The 15,257-nt window shown below is 70.2% G+C and carries 18 protein-coding genes and 4 tRNA genes; 4 read left to right on the plus strand and 18 right to left on the minus strand.

Annotated elements, in window-relative coordinates; genetic code table 11:
• Positions 1-198: 198 nt before the first annotated feature.
• The 11 genes from rplA to KZJ41_RS20225 all read right to left on the minus strand — a co-directional run bounded on the left by rplA (position 199) and on the right by KZJ41_RS20225 (position 4,961).
• Complete coding sequence (rplA, locus tag KZJ41_RS20175; RefSeq protein WP_006940876.1) at positions 199-912, minus strand: 50S ribosomal protein L1; 714 nt, start codon at positions 910-912, stop codon at positions 199-201.
• A 127-nt stretch (positions 913-1,039) separates the two neighbouring features.
• A complete protein-coding gene (gene rplK / locus KZJ41_RS20180; RefSeq protein ID WP_003937618.1) occupies positions 1,040-1,474 on the minus strand; it encodes a 50S ribosomal protein L11 in 435 nt (144 codons plus the stop codon).
• 70 nt (positions 1,475-1,544) lie between these two features.
• Positions 1,545-2,372: a transcription termination/antitermination protein NusG gene (gene nusG / locus KZJ41_RS20185; protein WP_251549465.1), complete on the minus strand. Its 828-nt coding sequence runs from the start codon at positions 2,370-2,372 to the stop codon at positions 1,545-1,547.
• A 46-nt stretch (positions 2,373-2,418) separates the two neighbouring features.
• Positions 2,419-2,844 (minus strand): preprotein translocase subunit SecE, encoded by a 426-nt coding sequence (gene secE / locus KZJ41_RS20190; protein ID WP_050035600.1) that lies wholly within the window; start codon positions 2,842-2,844, stop codon positions 2,419-2,421.
• Positions 2,845-2,876: 32 nt separating this feature from the next.
• Positions 2,877-2,949, minus strand: a tRNA-Trp gene (locus tag KZJ41_RS20195).
• A 174-nt stretch (positions 2,950-3,123) separates the two neighbouring features.
• Entirely contained in the window at positions 3,124-3,549 is a 426-nt protein-coding gene (gene hadB, locus KZJ41_RS20200) for a (3R)-hydroxyacyl-ACP dehydratase subunit HadB (protein WP_006940870.1), read from the minus strand.
• Positions 3,536-4,111 carry a (3R)-hydroxyacyl-ACP dehydratase subunit HadA gene (hadA, locus tag KZJ41_RS20205; protein WP_006940869.1) on the minus strand — a complete coding sequence of 192 codons (576 nt, stop codon included), beginning with the start codon at positions 4,109-4,111 and terminating at the stop codon, positions 3,536-3,538. Before hadA ends, hadB begins: the two co-directional genes overlap by 14 nt.
• Positions 4,112-4,198: 87 nt before the next feature.
• On the minus strand, positions 4,199-4,366 hold the full coding sequence (rpmG, locus tag KZJ41_RS20210) for a 50S ribosomal protein L33 (RefSeq protein ID WP_003937613.1): 168 nt from the start codon (positions 4,364-4,366) through the stop codon (positions 4,199-4,201).
• 58 nt (positions 4,367-4,424) lie between these two features.
• Positions 4,425-4,500: transfer RNA gene (locus KZJ41_RS20215), tRNA-Met, on the minus strand.
• A 44-nt stretch (positions 4,501-4,544) separates the two neighbouring features.
• Positions 4,545-4,617: transfer RNA gene (locus tag KZJ41_RS20220), tRNA-Thr, on the minus strand.
• Between the two features lie 258 nt (positions 4,618-4,875).
• Positions 4,876-4,961, minus strand: a tRNA-Tyr gene (locus KZJ41_RS20225).
• Between the two features lie 147 nt (positions 4,962-5,108).
• On the opposite strand from KZJ41_RS20225, the gene KZJ41_RS20230 reads away from it, so the two are divergent.
• On the plus strand, positions 5,109-5,600 hold the full coding sequence (locus KZJ41_RS20230; protein WP_006940864.1) for a YajQ family cyclic di-GMP-binding protein: 492 nt from the start codon (positions 5,109-5,111) through the stop codon (positions 5,598-5,600).
• 12 nt (positions 5,601-5,612) lie between these two features.
• Here KZJ41_RS20230 and htpX read toward each other — a convergent pair whose 3' ends face one another.
• On the minus strand, positions 5,613-6,473 hold the full coding sequence (gene htpX, locus KZJ41_RS20235) for a zinc metalloprotease HtpX (RefSeq protein ID WP_006940863.1): 861 nt from the start codon (positions 6,471-6,473) through the stop codon (positions 5,613-5,615).
• Between the two features lie 108 nt (positions 6,474-6,581).
• Positions 6,582-7,628 (minus strand): polyprenyl synthetase family protein, encoded by a 1,047-nt coding sequence (locus KZJ41_RS20240; RefSeq protein WP_006940861.1) that lies wholly within the window; start codon positions 7,626-7,628, stop codon positions 6,582-6,584.
• Between the two features lie 137 nt (positions 7,629-7,765).
• On the opposite strand from KZJ41_RS20240, the gene KZJ41_RS20245 reads away from it, so the two are divergent.
• The gene (locus tag KZJ41_RS20245; protein WP_306430602.1) at positions 7,766-9,037 is read left to right on the plus strand and encodes a geranylgeranyl reductase family protein; all 1,272 of its coding nucleotides are present in this window, start codon (positions 7,766-7,768) and stop codon (positions 9,035-9,037) included.
• A gap of 22 nt (positions 9,038-9,059) precedes the next feature.
• On the opposite strand, the gene KZJ41_RS20250 is transcribed toward KZJ41_RS20245, so the two are convergent.
• The 4 genes from KZJ41_RS20250 to menD all read right to left on the minus strand — a co-directional run bounded on the left by KZJ41_RS20250 (position 9,060) and on the right by menD (position 13,033).
• Positions 9,060-9,758 carry a demethylmenaquinone methyltransferase gene (locus KZJ41_RS20250; RefSeq protein WP_029545080.1) on the minus strand — a complete coding sequence of 233 codons (699 nt, stop codon included), beginning with the start codon at positions 9,756-9,758 and terminating at the stop codon, positions 9,060-9,062.
• A 16-nt stretch (positions 9,759-9,774) separates the two neighbouring features.
• Positions 9,775-10,917, minus strand: a complete 1,143-nt coding sequence (locus KZJ41_RS20255) for a glycosyltransferase family 1 protein (protein ID WP_065922307.1) — start codon at positions 10,915-10,917, stop codon at positions 9,775-9,777.
• 75 nt (positions 10,918-10,992) lie between these two features.
• Positions 10,993-11,406 carry a DUF3592 domain-containing protein gene (locus KZJ41_RS20260; RefSeq protein WP_043802286.1) on the minus strand — a complete coding sequence of 138 codons (414 nt, stop codon included), beginning with the start codon at positions 11,404-11,406 and terminating at the stop codon, positions 10,993-10,995.
• Between the two features lie 7 nt (positions 11,407-11,413).
• Positions 11,414-13,033, minus strand: a complete 1,620-nt coding sequence (gene menD, locus KZJ41_RS20265) for a 2-succinyl-5-enolpyruvyl-6-hydroxy-3-cyclohexene-1-carboxylic-acid synthase (RefSeq protein WP_006940852.1) — start codon at positions 13,031-13,033, stop codon at positions 11,414-11,416.
• Positions 13,034-13,229: 196 nt separating this feature from the next.
• On the opposite strand from menD, the gene KZJ41_RS20270 reads away from it, so the two are divergent.
• Together KZJ41_RS20270 and KZJ41_RS20275 are read left to right on the plus strand one after the other, a co-directional pair.
• Positions 13,230-13,817, plus strand: coding sequence for a flavin reductase family protein (locus KZJ41_RS20270; RefSeq protein WP_029545089.1), 588 nt, complete (start codon positions 13,230-13,232; stop codon positions 13,815-13,817).
• Between the two features lie 35 nt (positions 13,818-13,852).
• Positions 13,853-14,701 carry a siderophore-interacting protein gene (locus KZJ41_RS20275; RefSeq protein WP_006940848.1) on the plus strand — a complete coding sequence of 283 codons (849 nt, stop codon included), beginning with the start codon at positions 13,853-13,855 and terminating at the stop codon, positions 14,699-14,701.
• Between the two features lie 49 nt (positions 14,702-14,750).
• On the opposite strand, the gene KZJ41_RS20280 is transcribed toward KZJ41_RS20275, so the two are convergent.
• Positions 14,751-15,191, minus strand: coding sequence for a hypothetical protein (locus KZJ41_RS20280; protein WP_006940846.1), 441 nt, complete (start codon positions 15,189-15,191; stop codon positions 14,751-14,753).
• Positions 15,192-15,257 lie beyond the last annotated feature (66 nt).

Consider the following 15,257-nt stretch of genomic DNA (forward strand, 5'->3'; position numbering starts at 1 on the left):
CCGGACCTTCAACCGAGTCCGCGAGCGGATCCGGTGACCAACGGTCTTGGGTAGAACATGATCGGGGTGAAGATCGGCACGCGCCGAACTCCGCAGGCAAGCGTACCCGACCGGATGTGCGGACGCAAAACGGCCGGCACGGAGCAGTTCCGTGCCGGCCGTTTCGTGCGCTGACCGCGAAGACTGGAGACCAGCCTCCTACTCGGCGTCCTCCAGGAGGTTGCGAGTGCGCGACGGGTCCACCGGGATGCCCGGTCCGGTGGTGGTCGCGATCGTCACCTTCTTGACGTAACGCCCCTTCGCGGTGGACGGCTTCGCGCGCAGGACCTCGTCCAGGGCGGCACCGTAGTTCTCCACCAGCTTCGCGTCGTCGAACGACGCCTTGCCGATCACGAAGTGCAGGTTCGAGTTCTTGTCGACGCGGAAGTTGATCTTGCCGCCCTTGATGTCGGCGACAGCCTTGGCGACAGCCGGGGTGACCGTACCCGTCTTCGGGTTCGGCATCAGGCCGCGCGGACCGAGGACACGCGCGATGCGGCCGACCTTGGCCATCTGGTCCGGGGTCGCGATCGCGGCGTCGAAGTCCAGCCAACCGCCCTGGATCCGCTCGATCAGGTCCTCCGCGCCGACGGCGTCCGCACCCGCGGCCTCGGCCTCGGCGGCCTTCTCGCCGACCGCGAACACGATGACGCGGGCGGTCTTACCGGTGCCGTGCGGCAGGTTGACCGTGCCGCGGACCATCTGGTCCGCCTTGCGGGGGTCCACACCGAGGCGCATGGCGACCTCGACGGTGGCGTCGTAGTTCTTCGACGAGGTCTCCTTCGCGAGCCGAGCGGCCGCGAGGGGGCTGTAGAGCGTCGAGGCGTCGATCTTCTCAGCGGCGGCGAGGTATGCCTTGCTGCGCTTTGCCATTGTTCTGTCCTAACTTGTCACCGGAAGGTGAATGGTTCGGTCGTGGTTGTCGAGCCTGGCCGGCCCTCCCACGGGTTCCTGCTCCGGGGCTTCGTCAGCCCTGCGGTGTCACAACGCGTCGCGGCGCTCAGCCCTCGACCGTGATGCCCATCGAACGCGCGGTGCCGGCGATGATCTTCGCGGCAGCCTCGACGTCGTTGGCGTTCAGGTCTTCCTGCTTGGTCTTGGCGATCTCGCGCACCTGGTCCATGGTGACCTTGGCGACCTTGGTCTTGTGCGGCTCGCCGGAGCCCTTCTGCACGCCCGCGGCCTTCAGCAGCAGCTTGGCGGCCGGCGGGGTCTTCAGCTTGAAGTCGAACGAGCGGTCCTCGTAGACCGTGATCTCGACCGGCACGACGTTGCCGCGCTGCGACTCGGTCGCGGCGTTGTACGCCTTGCAGAACTCCATGATGTTGACGCCGTGCTGACCCAGGGCGGGGCCGACCGGCGGAGCCGGGTTGGCCTGACCTGCCTGGATCTGGAGCTTGATGAGCCCGGCAATCTTCTTCTTCTTCGGGGGCATCTCTATTCCTAGTTTCTTGCTCGGTGTGGTTCTTGCGTACTGCTATCGCAAGCTTGAGTGGGTCGGACCCTCAGATCTTCGACACCTGGTTGAAGGACAGCTCCACCGGGGTCTCACGACCGAAGATCGACACCAGGACCTTGAGCTTCTGCTGCTCGGCGTTGACCTCGCTGATCGAAGCCGGCAGCGTCGCGAACGGTCCGTCCATCACGGTGACGGACTCGCCGACCTCGAAGTCCACCTCGATGGCGGGCTTGACGGCGGTCGCGGCGCCCTCGGCGGTCGTGGCGGCGGCTGCGGCAGGCTTCTTCTTCGCCTGCTGCGGCAGCAGGAACTTCACGACCTCTTTGATCGTCAGCGGCGACGGGCGCGAGGTGGCACCCACGAACCCGGTGACGCCGGGGGTGTTGCGCACCGCGCCCCACGACTCGTCGTTCAGCTCCATGCGCACCAGGATGTAGCCCGGCAGGACCTTGCGGTTGACCTGCTTGCGCTGGCCGTTCTTGATCTCGGTGACCTCTTCGGTGGGCACCTCGACCTGGAAGATGTACTCGCTCAGGTCCAGGTTCTGCACGCGGGTCTCGAGGTTGGCCTTGACCTTGTTCTCGTAGCCGGCGTAGGAGTGCACGACGTACCAGTCGCCGGGCTCGAGCCGCAGCTGCTTCTCGAGGGCCTCCGCCGGATCGACCTCCTCGGCCGGTGCCTCTTCGGCCTGTGCCTCTTCGGCCTGTGCCTCCACGGGCGCTTCGGGCTCGTCGCCGGACGTCTCGTCGGTTTCGATGCCCGCCTCTGCCGACTCGTCGGCCGCGTCCGCGGTCACGGAGTCGTCAACAAAGACCTCGTCCGAAACGCGCTCTTCGGCCGAGGGCTCGTAGGAGTCGTTCTCGGGGGTGCTCACCGGGCACTTTCCTCTCGTCGATCACATTCGCCGGCACGCTGACGCGCTAACCGAACAACCAGCTGACGCCCTTCACGAACGCCAGATCCAATCCAAAGATGAGCGCGGTCATGACCGCCACGAAGACCACGACGACGGTCGTGTACGTGACCAGCTGCTTGCGATTCGGCCAGATCACCTTGCGGAGCTCGGCGAGGACCTCACGGAAGAAGCGCCGCAGGCGCTTGAAGATGTTCTCCGTGCCCTGGGCACCGGAGCGGGAGGCGGACTTGGCTGGCGCCTTCGAATCGGGCCGCCGGGTGGCAGCCACCGCGGTCGACGCGGGAGCGGCCGAACGCTGCTGGGACCTCTTGCCGGTGGGAGCAGCGGACGCGGAGGAAGCGTCGGGGGTCGCGTCGGTCGCCGATCCGGCGTCGACAGGGTTGGAAGTCCCTGCAGTACCGCCGTCGCGCTTACCGCGCTCCTCGCTCACATCGTTCCTCTCGGTCGCTGGCCGTCCGGGGGCAGGGGCGACAGGACTTGAACCTGCAACCTGCGGTTTTGGAGACCGCTGCTCTGCCAATTGAGCTACGCCCCTTTGGTCGATGCCTCCGCCGGGAACCGGCGTTTCGATCGACCCATCTGCGACCACATGACATGCGCGCCACCCCGCGGACCGTGGAGGTCCTCGAGAGCAGCGCGCTGCGCTATGCGATCCCAGAAGTCTTAGTGTACTTCATAGCCCCGGGACAAACCCAATCCGCCCGGCCGGTCAGGCCAGACGGACCGTTGCCGTGGCCCGCCCGAAGATCTTACGCCCTTCGGACTTTGCCACGATCGCGACCACTGCTGTCTTGCTGTCCGCGTCCACCGACTTGACCTTGCCGGAGAACTCCACCTCGGCGGCCCGATGGGCCTCGACGTAGACCGGACTGGTGAACCGAACGTTGTACTCGGTCACCGCTCCTGGGTCACCGAGCCAGTCGGTGACGAAGCCGGCCGCGATGCCCATGGAGAGCATGCCGTGGCCGACCACATCGCGCAAGCCGGCGAGCTTGGCGACCTCGTCGCTCCAGTGGATCGGGTTGGGATCACCCGACACACCCGCGTAGTTCACGAGGTTGCCGCGGGTGAGCGTGACGACCCGCGCGGGCAGCTCCTCCCCGACCGAGACGTCCTCGAACCTACGGAGCGACATGCATCATCACATCCTTGACTGCGTGGGCGATGTTCTCGTCCACCTCGCCACCGGTGCGGCCCACCAGGGTGGTCCACGTGGTCATCACGACGTTGTCGTGCTGATCCGTGATGATGTTCTTGGTGGTGATGATGTCGCTGCCGGCGGCCTGACGGAAGTCGTCGAGGTACACGTCGCAGAACAGTCGATCGCCCACCTGGATGGGCCGGTGGAACACCAGCCGCTGGTCCGTCTGCATGATCTGGCTGAGGTCGTATCCGGTGACGACCTCGTCGAACAGCTTGCGCTGGGCGATCATGCCGACGATGGAGACGAAGGTCAGCGGAGCGACGAGGCCGTCGTAGCCGAGGCCCTTGGCCGCTTCCTCGTCGTGGTGCGCCGGATTGTTGTCCAGCACGGCACGCGCGTACTCGCGGACCTTCTCTCGCCCGACCTCGTAGAAGTCCTCGACACGATAGTGATGGCCGACCATCGAGGCCGCATGTGCCGCTGCATCGAACTGGATCCCGGCCTGTTCGGTGCCGTCCACGACCGATTCTTCACTCACGGATATGCCCGTCATACGCAAAACTCCCGCAAATTCGCCCGGACGCCGGCCGGCGTGGGCGAGTTTGCGGAGAGCTCACGCGTCGACGTCGACCCTGTACGACTACTTCGACTCGCGGTGGGCGCGATGAGTGCCGCAGTTGGGGCAGAACTTCTTCAGCTCCAACCGGTCGGGGTCGTTGCGACGGTTCTTCTTCGTGATGTAGTTGCGGTGCTTGCACACCTCGCAGGCCAGGGTGATCTTCGGCCGAACGTCGGTTGAGGAGGCCACGGGATGCCTTCTTTCGCGTCAATCTGATCAACGACGATCAGGGTGGTTCATTCAACTTTGGTAGCGGTGACCGGACTTGAACCGGCGACGCAACGATTATGAGTCGTTTGCTCTACCAACTGAGCTACACCGCCTCGGTGTCGAGTGTCGCGAACAACGGCGGCACCACAATCCAGCGAGCCCCCTGACGGAATCGAACCGTCGACCTTTTCCTTACCATGGAAACGCTCTGCCGACTGAGCTAAGGGGGCGCGACCACCGTGAGCATCTCTGCTCGCTGCGGCCTCCAAAAGATTACACACACTCCTCTGCAGGAACAAAATCAGCAGCTCAGGGGCCATAAATCGGCTTTCCGGCGGCTTCCGCGCGCATCCGGCGAGGTGCTCCCCTGCCCCGCCCCGGCACGGGCCCTGCCCTCGAGCGCCGGCGGGACCCGGCACGGACGACGTCCCGGTACCCGAACGGCTGCAATGCAGAACGGCCCCGATCCGTTCGGATCGGGGCCGTTCTGGTGGCAGGTGTAGGATTCGAACCTACGTAGGCGTAAGCCGACGGATTTACAGTCCGCTCCCATTGGCCGCTCGGGCAACCTGCCGGGCGCGATCGGGACCGTGTCCCTGGCGCGTTTGAAACAATACAACGCACACCCCCCTGTTGTGCAAACCGGGTGGACAGCGGCACTGCGCCACCCGATAGCGTCGGGGCGGCAACCCGTACAGAACCGATCCGAAGTGGAGTGCTCGTGGCTGATTCGTCGTTCGATGTGGTGAGCAAGGTCGACCGGCAGGAGGTGGACAACGCGCTGAACCAGGCCGCCAAGGAACTCGGCACCCGCTTCGACTTCCGCAACACCGGGGCGAGCATCGAGTGGAGCGGCGAGGAGTCCGTCACCCTGACCGCCGACACGGAGGAGCGCGTCAATGCCGCCCTCGAGGTGTTCAAGGAGAAGCTGATCCGCCGCAATCTCTCCCTCAAGTCATTCGACGCCGGCGAGCCCACCCAGTCCGGCAAGGTCTACAAGATCAGCGGATCCCTGGTGCAGGGCATCAGCACCGAGAACGCCAAGAAGATCTCCAAGCTGATCCGCGACGAGGGCCCGAAGGGTGTCAAGGCGCAGATCCAGGGCGAGGAGCTGCGCGTGAGCAGCAAGAAGCGCGACGACCTGCAGGCCGTGATCGCACTGCTCAAGAACGCCGACCTCGACATCGCGCTGCAGTTCGTCAACTACCGGTAGGCCCCCGGGGCGCTACCCGCCGCGGGCCATGCGCTCGAGCCGGTCGATGCGCTCGGCCATGGGCGGGTGGGTCGAGAACAACCGGCTCACCCGCTCCCCCGCCCGGAACGGGTTGGCGATCATCATGTGCGACTGCGCGGCGATCCGGGGTTCGGGCGGCAGCGGCGCCGCCTGGGTGCCCCGCTCGAGCTTGCGCAGCGCCGACGCCAGCGCCAGCGGATCGCCGGTGAGTTCGGCGCCGGACTGATCCGCCTGATACTCGCGCGAGCGCGACACGGCGAGCCGGACGACCGTGGCCGCGATGGGCCCGAGCAGCGACACCAGCAGCAGAGCCAGCGGATTGGTGCCCTGGTCGCGGTTGCCGAACATGTTCGCGAACAGTGCGAGATTCGCCAGCCCCGAGATCACCGCCGCCATCGCCCCGGCCACCGACGAGATCAGGATGTCCCGGTTGTAGACGTGCGACAGCTCGTGCCCGAGCACGGCGCGCAGCTCCCGCTCGTTCAGGATCTGCAGGATTCCGGTGGTGCAGCACACCGCCGCGTGGCGGGGATCGCGGCCCGTCGCGAACGCGTTGGGCGCATTGGTCGGGCTGATGTACAGCCGGGGCATCGGCTGATGGGCCGTGGTCGCGAGCTCGCGCACGATCCGGTACACCACCGGCGCCTCCACCTCGGTGATCGGTTGGGCGTGCATCGCACGCAGCGCCAGCTTGTCGCTGTTGAAGTACGCGTAGGCGTTCATCCCGACGGCGAGAACGATCGAGCCGATCAGGATCGTCGGGTTCCGGAACAGGGCGCCGATGAACACGATGAGGGCGGACATCCCGATGAGGAGCCCCGCCGTCTTCAGCCGGTTCGCATACCCGTGCACGTCACGCCTCTTCCCGATTCGTCGATCTTGCTCGAATGTTCAACGAAACAGGGCGGGGAGCGGGTTCCCCACCGTCACTCCCCGCAACGGCCGTCCCGGCTTCCGGGTCTACCCCACGCGCGCAATCGTGTAGTCGACGAGCCGTCGCAGGGCCTCGTTCGCCGGTCCCGACGGCAGCGACGCCAGCTCCGCGCGGGCCTTGTCCGCGTACTCGCCCAGCGTCCGCTTCGCGGCGGCCATCCCCGGCGACCGTGCCAGCAGCATCAGGGCCTCGTCGACGGCGGCCTCGTCCTCCACCGGCCCGGCCAGCAGTTCCCGCAGCCGGTCGGCCTCGGGTCCGGACTCGCGGAAGGCGTAGAGCACCGGAAGGGTGTGGACCCCCTCACGCAGGTCCGTTCCCGGAGTCTTGCCGGACTCCACCGAGGCCGACGAGATGTCGATGATGTCGTCGGCGATCTGGAACGCGGTGCCGACGGCGTCGCCGAGCCGTTCCAGTTGTGCGATCTGTTTCGCATCCGCGCCGGAGAACGTCCCGCCGAACCGCCCGCTCGTCGCGATCAACGAGCCGGTCTTCTCCCACACCACCTTGAGGTAGTGCTCGACCGGGTCGCGTTCCTTCCCGGTGCCGATGGTCTCTCGCATCTGCCCGGTCACTAGTTCGGCGAACGTCTCGGCGATGGTCCGCACGGCGTCGGGGCCGAGGGTCGACACCAGCCGCGACGCGTGGGCGAACAGGAAGTCCCCGGCGAGGATGGCGACGCTGTTGCTCCACCGCGCGTTGGCGCTGGGCGCCCCCCGGCGCATGGTGGCCTCGTCCATCACGTCGTCGTGGTACAGCGTGGCCAGGTGCACCAGTTCGACCGCGGTCGCCGCTGTGACGACCGCCGCATCGTCGGGCTCCGGCCCGAGCTGGGCGGTGAGGAGCGTGAACAGCGGACGGAACCGCTTGCCGCCGGCCTTGGCGAGATGCAGCGCGACCTCGGTCAGGAAGTCCTCGCCGTCGGACAGCTCCGAGATCAGCAGTTCCTCGACCCGGGCGAGGCCGTCCCGGACGGCGGCCGCCAGGACCGGATCGCCGAGGTCCACCCCGGCCACCACCGTGTCCGACGTCGCGCCGGACGGACCGGCGGACTGCGCCGCCCCTTCAGTGCTCACGATGAGATACCCATCCTGTTCTGTCGACCCGGCTGTTGCTGTCCGCTGTCGAATCGGCTCCACGGTAGTGAACCTAGCCGCTCCGCCGGGCGGCTACCTCCCCGAGGCACCGAAGCCGTGCCTGGAAAGATGGAGCCGTGGTGGCAGAACACGCTGCGTCCGAACCGCGGCACAACCTTTCCGAGATCCCCGACCGTACCGACGTGCTCGTCGTCGGCGCAGGTCCCGCAGGGTCGGCAGCCGCCGCCTGGGCGGCCCGCGCCGGGCGCGACGTGCTGCTCGTCGACGCCGCGACCTTCCCCCGGGACAAGACGTGCGGCGACGGCCTGACGCCGCGGGCGGTGGCCGAGCTCGACCGGCTCGGCCTCGGCGACTGGGTGCGCACGCGCACCGTCAACCGCGGCCTGCGGCTCGAGGGTTTCGGCCGCAGCCTCGAGCTGCCGTGGCCGTCGGGTTCCTTCCCGGCGCAGGGCAGCGCCGTGCCGCGCACCGAACTCGACGACCGGATCCGCCGGGCCGCCGTCGAGTCGGGCGCCGGTATGGCCGAGGGCGCCAAGGCCGTCGCCGTCGAGCGCGACGAGTCGCGGGTGACCGGTGTGACCTTCGCGACCGCGGGCGGTCGGCGCACCGTCGCGTGCGAGCGGCTCGTCGTGGCGGACGGGGTCCGGTCCCCGCTGGGCAAGCTGCTCGGCCGGCAGTGGCACCGCGACACGGCGTACGGGGTCGCGGCCCGCGCCTACGCCACCTCCCCCCGCAGCGACGACCCGTGGATCACGTCGCACCTGGAGTTACGCGACGACGCAGGCGCGCTGCACCCGGGCTACGGCTGGGTGTTCCCACTGGGTACCGGCGAGGTCAACATCGGCGTGGGCACCCTCGCGACCGCGAAGCGACCGGCCGCCGGATCGCTGCGGCCGCTGATCGAGCTGTACGCGTCGCGGCGCCGCGGCGAGTGGGGCCTCGGCGAGACCACCCGCGTGGCGTCGGCGCTGCTGCCGATGGGCGGTGCGGTGTCCGGGGTGGCGGGCCGGAACTGGGCCCTGATCGGTGATGCCGCGGCGTGCGTGAACCCGCTCAACGGCGAGGGCATCGATTACGGCCTCGAGGGTGGGCGGCTCGTCGCCGGCGTCCTCGACGCGGACGACCTCACGCAGCTGTGGCCGGCTCTGCTGCGCGAACGCTACGGCCGGGCGTTCTCCGCGGCCCGGCGGCTGGCCGGCCTGCTGACGCTGCCGCGGTTCCTGCCGGCCACCGGGCCCGTCGGGATGGGCTCGACGGCGCTGATGACGGTGGCCGTCCGGGTCATGGGCAACCTGGTCACCGAGCGCGACGAGGATCTCGTCGCGCGCGCGTGGCGGGCCGGGGGCGGCGCGTCGCTGCGGTGGGACCGCCGGCCGCTCTTCGCCTGACCCCGCCGGCCGAACGGTGCGGTCAGCGCACCGCCCGGTGCAGGGCCACGATCCCGCCGGTGAGGTTGCGCCATTGCACCGACCGCCAGCCGGCGGTCTGGATCCGCTCGGCGAGCTCGGCCTGCGTGGGCCACGCGCGGATCGACTCGGCGAGGTAGACGTAGGCGTCGGGGTTGCTGCTGACGGTCCGCGCGACCCGCGGCAGTGCCCGCATCAGGTACTCGAGATAGAGCACGCGCAGCGGGGCCGAGACGGGCGTGGCGAACTCGCTCACCACGAGGCGGCCTCCGGGCTTGGTCACCCGCGCGATCTCCCGCAGGCCGGCGTCGAAGTCGGAGACGTTGCGCAGGCCGAACGAGATCGTGGCGGCGTCGAACACCGCGTCGGCGAAGGGCAGGCGCATCGCGTCGCCCGCGACCATCGGCACCTGCCGGAACGCGCCCGCCTGCAGCATGCCCTTGGAGAAGTCGGTGGCCACCACCCAGGCGCCGGACCGGCCGAGCTCCACCGTCGACACCCCGGTGCCGGCGGCGAGGTCGAGGACCCGCTCCCCCGGCTGCAGGTCCAGTGCCGCCCGGGTGGCGCGCCGCCAGCTGCGGTCCTGCCCGAAGGACAGCACGGTGTTGGTGATGTCGTATCGCTGGGCGACGCCGTCGAACATCGACGCGACCTCGCGCGGATCCTTCGCGAGCGAGGCCCGCGACCCGTGAGTAGTTGCCACGGTCGAAACGTTACCGCTACGCGCTGCGCCGCAGCGTGCCCGGCCGGACCGAGCAGACCTGTTCGTAGTGCCCGAGCAGTTCGTGGCACACCGCGGGCCAGGTGCGGCCGAGGACGCTGCGCCGCGCGGCCGCGCCGAACCGGTCCCGCAGCATCGGATCGGCGAGCGCGCCCACCGCGCCCGGCAGCAGCTCGGCGAACCCGTCGACCGGCAGCCGGTACCCGTTGCGGCAGTGGGCGACGAGATCGCGCGGGCCGCCCGCGTCGGGTGCGATCACCGGGACGCCGCTGGCGAGCGCCTCCTGCACGGCCTGGCAGAACGTCTCGTGCTCGCCCGGGTGGACGAACACGTCGAGGCTCGCGTAGGCGTCGGCCAGCGCGTCGCCGCCGAGGTGACCGGTGAACACCGCCCCGGGCAGGAGCGGTTCGAGACGGGCGCGCTCCGGGCCGTCGCCGACGACGACGAGCCGGTAGCGGGGGTCGGCTGCGAGGCCTGCGAGTCGTTCGACGTGCTTCTCCGGGGCGAGCCGCCCCACGAAGCCCACCAGGAGCCGGCCGTCGGGCGACCATGTCCGGCGCAGGGCGGCACTGCGCCGGGCCGGGGTGAAACGCGCGGTGTCGACGCCCCGCGCCCAGCGGTGTACCCGCGGGACGCCGTGTGCGGCGAGGTCCGCGGCGGCCGCCGTCGAGGGTGCGAGGGTGCGGTCGCACGCGCGGTGGATTCGGCGCGTCCACTGCCAGGCGGCGCGGGCCGCGAGCCCGAGCCCGTAGCTGGACGCGAATCCGGCGACGTCGGTCTGGTAGACCGCGACGGTGGGCAGGTCGAGCCGGCGAGCGGCGCCGAGGCCGCCGGCGCCGAGCAGGAACGGCGACGCCAGGTGCACGACGTCGGGGGCGAAGCCGCGCAGGATGCCGGTGAGCGCCGGCTGCGGCAGGCCCACGGGCAGGGAGCTGACCTTCGGGACGTGCACCGCCGGCACGCGGTGCACCGGGATCCCGTCGTGCTGGGTGGGGGCCGGGGGCTGTCCGGCGACGGTGTCGGGAGCGACGACCAGGGCCTCGTGGCCGTGGCGGTCGAGGTGCTCGAGCACGCGCAACACCGAGTTGGTGACGCCGTTGACGTTCGGGAGGAAGGATTCCGCGACGATGGCTACTCGCACCGGTCCAGCATCGCGGCGCGGCCGGTCGGTGGGAAGTGGCCGAGGTGTCCGCCGGGCGAAGTTCCGGCGAATCTTCTAGGCCGCGGCGGCGCTGCGCCGGCGGAGATAGGTCAGCACGGGGGTCGCGATCAGCCAGGTCACCACGATCACCGAGGCCGCGGGTACGAGTGCGACGCGCACGTCACGGCCGGTGACCCGCACGAGGTCCGGGTCGGCGCGGGAGTATTCGACGGCGATCCGCTGGCCCGCGGTCAGACCCGTGGGGTACAGCACGCCGAGTTCGGGGTTGTGGGTGACGCCGTCGGGGGTGACGAAGCTGATCGCCGAGCGCAGCGAGCCCGCGGAGAGCACCTCGGCGGTGGCGGTGCCCATGTCGGAGCCGATGAGGTGATCGTTGCGCCACGCGCCGAGCACTAGGATCGCGGTGAGCACCGAGATGCCGACGGCGACGGCGAGTACCGCACGACGTGCCTTGTCGATCCCGCTCATGCGTCCGTCACAGCTGGGCACGCACGGCCGCGTGCAGTTCCCGCAGGCCGGAGCGGTCGGTGATCACCTCGAGCACCCGGATGCCGCCGGTGGGCGCGGTCCGGTCGGCCAGCGCGGCCGTCAGCGCGGACAGGTCCACCCGCTCGTGCGGCACCCGGTAGGCGGCGCACAGCGCGGCGAGATCCATGCCGTGCGGAGTGCCGAACACGCGCTCGAACACGCCGGCGTACTGCGGGTCGCCCTGCTCGAGCAGCTCGAAGATGCCGCCGCCGTCGTCGTTGGCGACGACGACGGTCAGGTTCTGCGGGCGCGGTTCGGCGGTGCCGATCAGCAGGCCGGACGCGTCGTGCAGGAACGTCAGGTCGCCCATCAGGGCGACGGTGCGGCCCTGCTGGTAGGCCAGGGCGGCGCCGACGGCGGTCGACACGGTGCCGTCGATGCCGGCGACGCCGCGGTTGGAGAGCACCTTCACCCCGTCGCGGGGGTAGCTCACCAGCGCCGCGTCGCGCACCGGGTTGGAGGCGCCGAGCAGCAGCTGGTCCCCGTCGCGCAGCGCGTCGGTGACCGCCGCCGCGACGTGCAGTCCGGTCGGCTTCGGGTGGGCGTCGAGCTGGGCGCGCACCGCCTTGTCGGTGTGGGCGGACAGGTTCCGGCAGCGGTCCAGCCAGGCCGGGTCGGGACTGCCGGTGACGACGGCGCGCGTGCCGGTGGCGAGGACGTTGCCGGACACGTCGGGCCAGCGGGGGCCGGTGGTGAGCGCGTACACGGCCACCGCCGGGTCGGCGAGCAGCTTGGACACCGGCCGGTGCAGGGTGGGCCGGCCGGTGATGATCGCCTGCCGCGGCTTCAGCTGCGGCAGCGCCATCGGGTGCAGGGGGACACCGTGGAGCGGCGCGGTGGGTTCGGCCACGGTGGGCAATTCCGACAGCTCGGGCCGGTAGGCGGAGCCGTGGCCGGAGATCACCACGGTGTCGGCGGTGATGTCGAGCTCCATCGGCACGTCGAGGGTGGCGTGCACGGTGGTGGTCCAGGCGCTGCCGTCGGGGCGGCCCTCGGGGACCGGGCCCTGGGGGTGGACGTCCGGGACGAGCGGCTCGCGTAGCGGGATGTCGAAGTGGACGGGCCCGGCGTTGCCGGAGCGGGTGCCGCGGGCGGCGGCGAGGACGCGGCTGACCGCGGAGCGCCACTCGCTGTTCTGCTCGATCCCTTCGGCCAGGCCGAGGCTGATGGTGGCGCGGACCTGGGTGCCGAACATGCCGAGCTGTTCGACGGTCTGGTTGGCGCCGGTGCCGAGGAGCTCGTAGGGGCGGTTGGCGCTGAGCACCACGAGCGGCACCCGAGCGTAGTTGGCCTCGAGCACGGCCGGCGCGAGGTTGGCGACGGCGGTGCCGGAGGTCATCACGACGGGCACCGGCCGGCCGGAGGCGACGGACAGCCCGATCGCGAGGAAGCCGGCGGTGCGTTCGTCGATGCGCATGTGCAGCCGCAGCCGGCCCGCATTGTCGGCGGCCTGCAGCGCGAAGGCCAGCGGCGCGTTGCGCGAGCCGGGGCACAGCACGACGTCGCGGACGCCGCCTCGGGCGAGTTCGTCGACGACGGCGGTCGCCTGGGCGGTGGACGGGTTCACGGCACCCAGAGTAGTGCCCCGGGCGGTACGCCCCCGATGCCCCGGGCGGTACGCCCCCGATGCCCCGGGCGGTACGCCCCCGATGCCCCGGGCGGTACGCCCCCGATGCCCCGGGCGGTACGCCCCCGATGCCCCGGGCGGTACGCCCCCGATGCCCCGGGCGGTGCGGGACGAGGGTCACAGCAAGAATGGGGCGATGCGCACCGTCTTCGATCCCACCGAGCTGGGCACCGGCCGCTTCTACCGACTGATGACCGCCACGATCGTGCCGCGGCCGATCGCATGGGTGTCCACCGTGTCGGCGGATGGAGTGCCCAACGTCGCGCCGTACAGCTTCTTCACCGTCGCCGCGGTCACGCCGCCGGTGGTGCAGTTCACCTCGGTCGGGCGCAAGGACAGCCTCCGCAACATCGAGGAGACCGGCGAGTTCGTGATCAACGTCGCAACCGTGCCGCTGATGGAACGGGTCAACGCGACGTCGGCGGGCTTCGCGCACGACGTGGACGAGTTCGCGGCGGTGGGCTTGCGGCCCGAGCGCAGCGAACGGGTCCATCCGCCCCGGGTCGCGGAAGCGCCGGCGGCGATCGAGTGCACCCTGCACCGGGTGATCGAAGTCGGGGACTGCTTCGTGGTGATGGGCGACGTGGTGGCCGTGTCGGTTCGGACCGACGTGCTGGCCGAGGACGGGATGCCGGACTTCGCTGCTCTGGCGCCGGCGAGCCGGCTGGGTCGCAACGAATGGGGCCTCACCCCCGCGGTGCGCCACCTCGACCGCCCCGAATGATAGGTTAGCCTCCGCTAATTTCAACGGAGGTTCGTATGGCCGTGCGCACCAAGACCACCCGCATTGCCCCGGCGAGCCGCGAGATCGTCACCGGCCGGGTGCTCGCCACCGAACGAATCGGGCCGAGCTTCGTGCGGGTGACCGTGGGCGGCGCGAACGTCGGGCGGATCGCACCCATGGGGTTCGACCAGTGGTTCCGGCTGTTCTTCCCGGCCCCCGGCCAACGGTCGCTGACACTGCCGGCCACGGCGGGCCCGCAGTGGTGGCCCGAGATGCGAGCCATGCCCGAGGCCGTCCAGCCGATCCTGCGCAACTACACGATCCGTCGCTACCGGGAGGCGGGCGCGGGCCGGTACGGCGACACGGCCGAACTGGACATCGACTTCGCCACCCACGGCGACACGGGACCGGCATCGCAGTGGGCGCGCACCGCGCAGCCGGGCGCCGAACTGGCGCTGCTGGACGAGGGCATCATGTACCACCGCCCCACCGAGGCGCGCTGGCAAATCCTCGTCGCCGACGAGAGCGCGCTGCCCGCGATCGCGGGGATCCTCGCGTCGTCCGCCGGGCGGCACCACGCGGTGCCCACCGAGGTGTTCGTGGAGGTGGACGATGCCGGCGACGTCGCCGCCCAGGAGATCGTCCCCGGCCCGGGCGTCCGGCTGCACACGGTGGTGCGGCCCGGGCGGCACGCGCCGCCCGGGCCGCACGTGCTCGAGGCCGTGCGGGCCGGCGCGCTGCCCGACGGGCCGGGATACGCGTTCCTGGCGGGCGAATCGGGACTCGTGACGTCGCTGCGCCGGCACCTGGTGCGGGAGCGGGGCCTCGCGAAGTCCGCCGTGACCTTCACCGGCTACTGGAAGTTCGGCGCCGCCAGTTATTGAGGGTGGTGTCTTTCCGGACCGCGACCGGTCCGGAAAGACACCGGGTGTCTCAGCCGGCGTGCTTCTGCACCAGCGCGCCCACGCGCGGCAGGGCCTCGACGACGTGCTTCTGCGCCGACGGGCGCAGCTTCTCGTAGACCTTCTTGATCGCCGTGCGCGACGAGGCCTCGATGCGCGCGTCCGTCACACCGAGCAGCGCGTCCGCCACCGTCTCACCGCGGGCGGTGAGGTAGTCGGCGAACGCACCGTTGCCCGCGTAGTCCTGCCAGAACGGCTGGATCTTGGCGACGAACTCCGGCAGCAGCCCCTCGACGGCGCTGGGCACGATCGACGGGCCGAGCTTCGTCACCGCCGCGTAGCCGGCCTTGAGCGCGAGACCCGACGCGCCCTTCTTGTCCGACACCTCGGCGTCGATCAGCGCCTCGACATCGGCGACAACCGCCGGGACCTTGTCGGCGCCGAGCAGGGCATCATCCAGAGCTGCAACCACTTCCACTGCCTCCGTAATGTGACTCGTGAGTACGAACGCCCGGAACGATATACGACGACCCGAGCC

The organism is Rhodococcus sp. 11-3, assembly GCF_023704055.1.
GTDB lineage: Bacteria > Actinomycetota > Actinomycetes > Mycobacteriales > Mycobacteriaceae > Rhodococcus > Rhodococcus aetherivorans.

Bases quoted from the DNA above. Each gene is read 5' to 3' on its own strand.
- rplA (WP_006940876.1), bottom strand. From the start codon at position 912: ATGGCAAAGCGCAGCAAGGCATACCTCGCCGCCGCTGAGAAGATCGAC.
- rplK (WP_003937618.1), bottom strand. From the start codon at position 1,474: ATGCCCCCGAAGAAGAAGAAGATTGCCGGGCTCATCAAGCTCCAGATC.
- hadB (WP_006940870.1), bottom strand. From the start codon at position 3,549: ATGTCGCTCCGTAGGTTCGAGGACGTCTCGGTCGGGGAGGAGCTGCCC.
- hadA (WP_006940869.1), bottom strand. From the start codon at position 4,111: ATGACGGGCATATCCGTGAGTGAAGAATCGGTCGTGGACGGCACCGAA.
- KZJ41_RS20260 (WP_043802286.1), bottom strand. From the start codon at position 11,406: ATGAGCGGGATCGACAAGGCACGTCGTGCGGTACTCGCCGTCGCCGTC.
- KZJ41_RS20270 (WP_029545089.1), top strand. From the start codon at position 13,230: ATGCGCACCGTCTTCGATCCCACCGAGCTGGGCACCGGCCGCTTCTAC.
- KZJ41_RS20275 (WP_006940848.1), top strand. From the start codon at position 13,853: ATGGCCGTGCGCACCAAGACCACCCGCATTGCCCCGGCGAGCCGCGAG.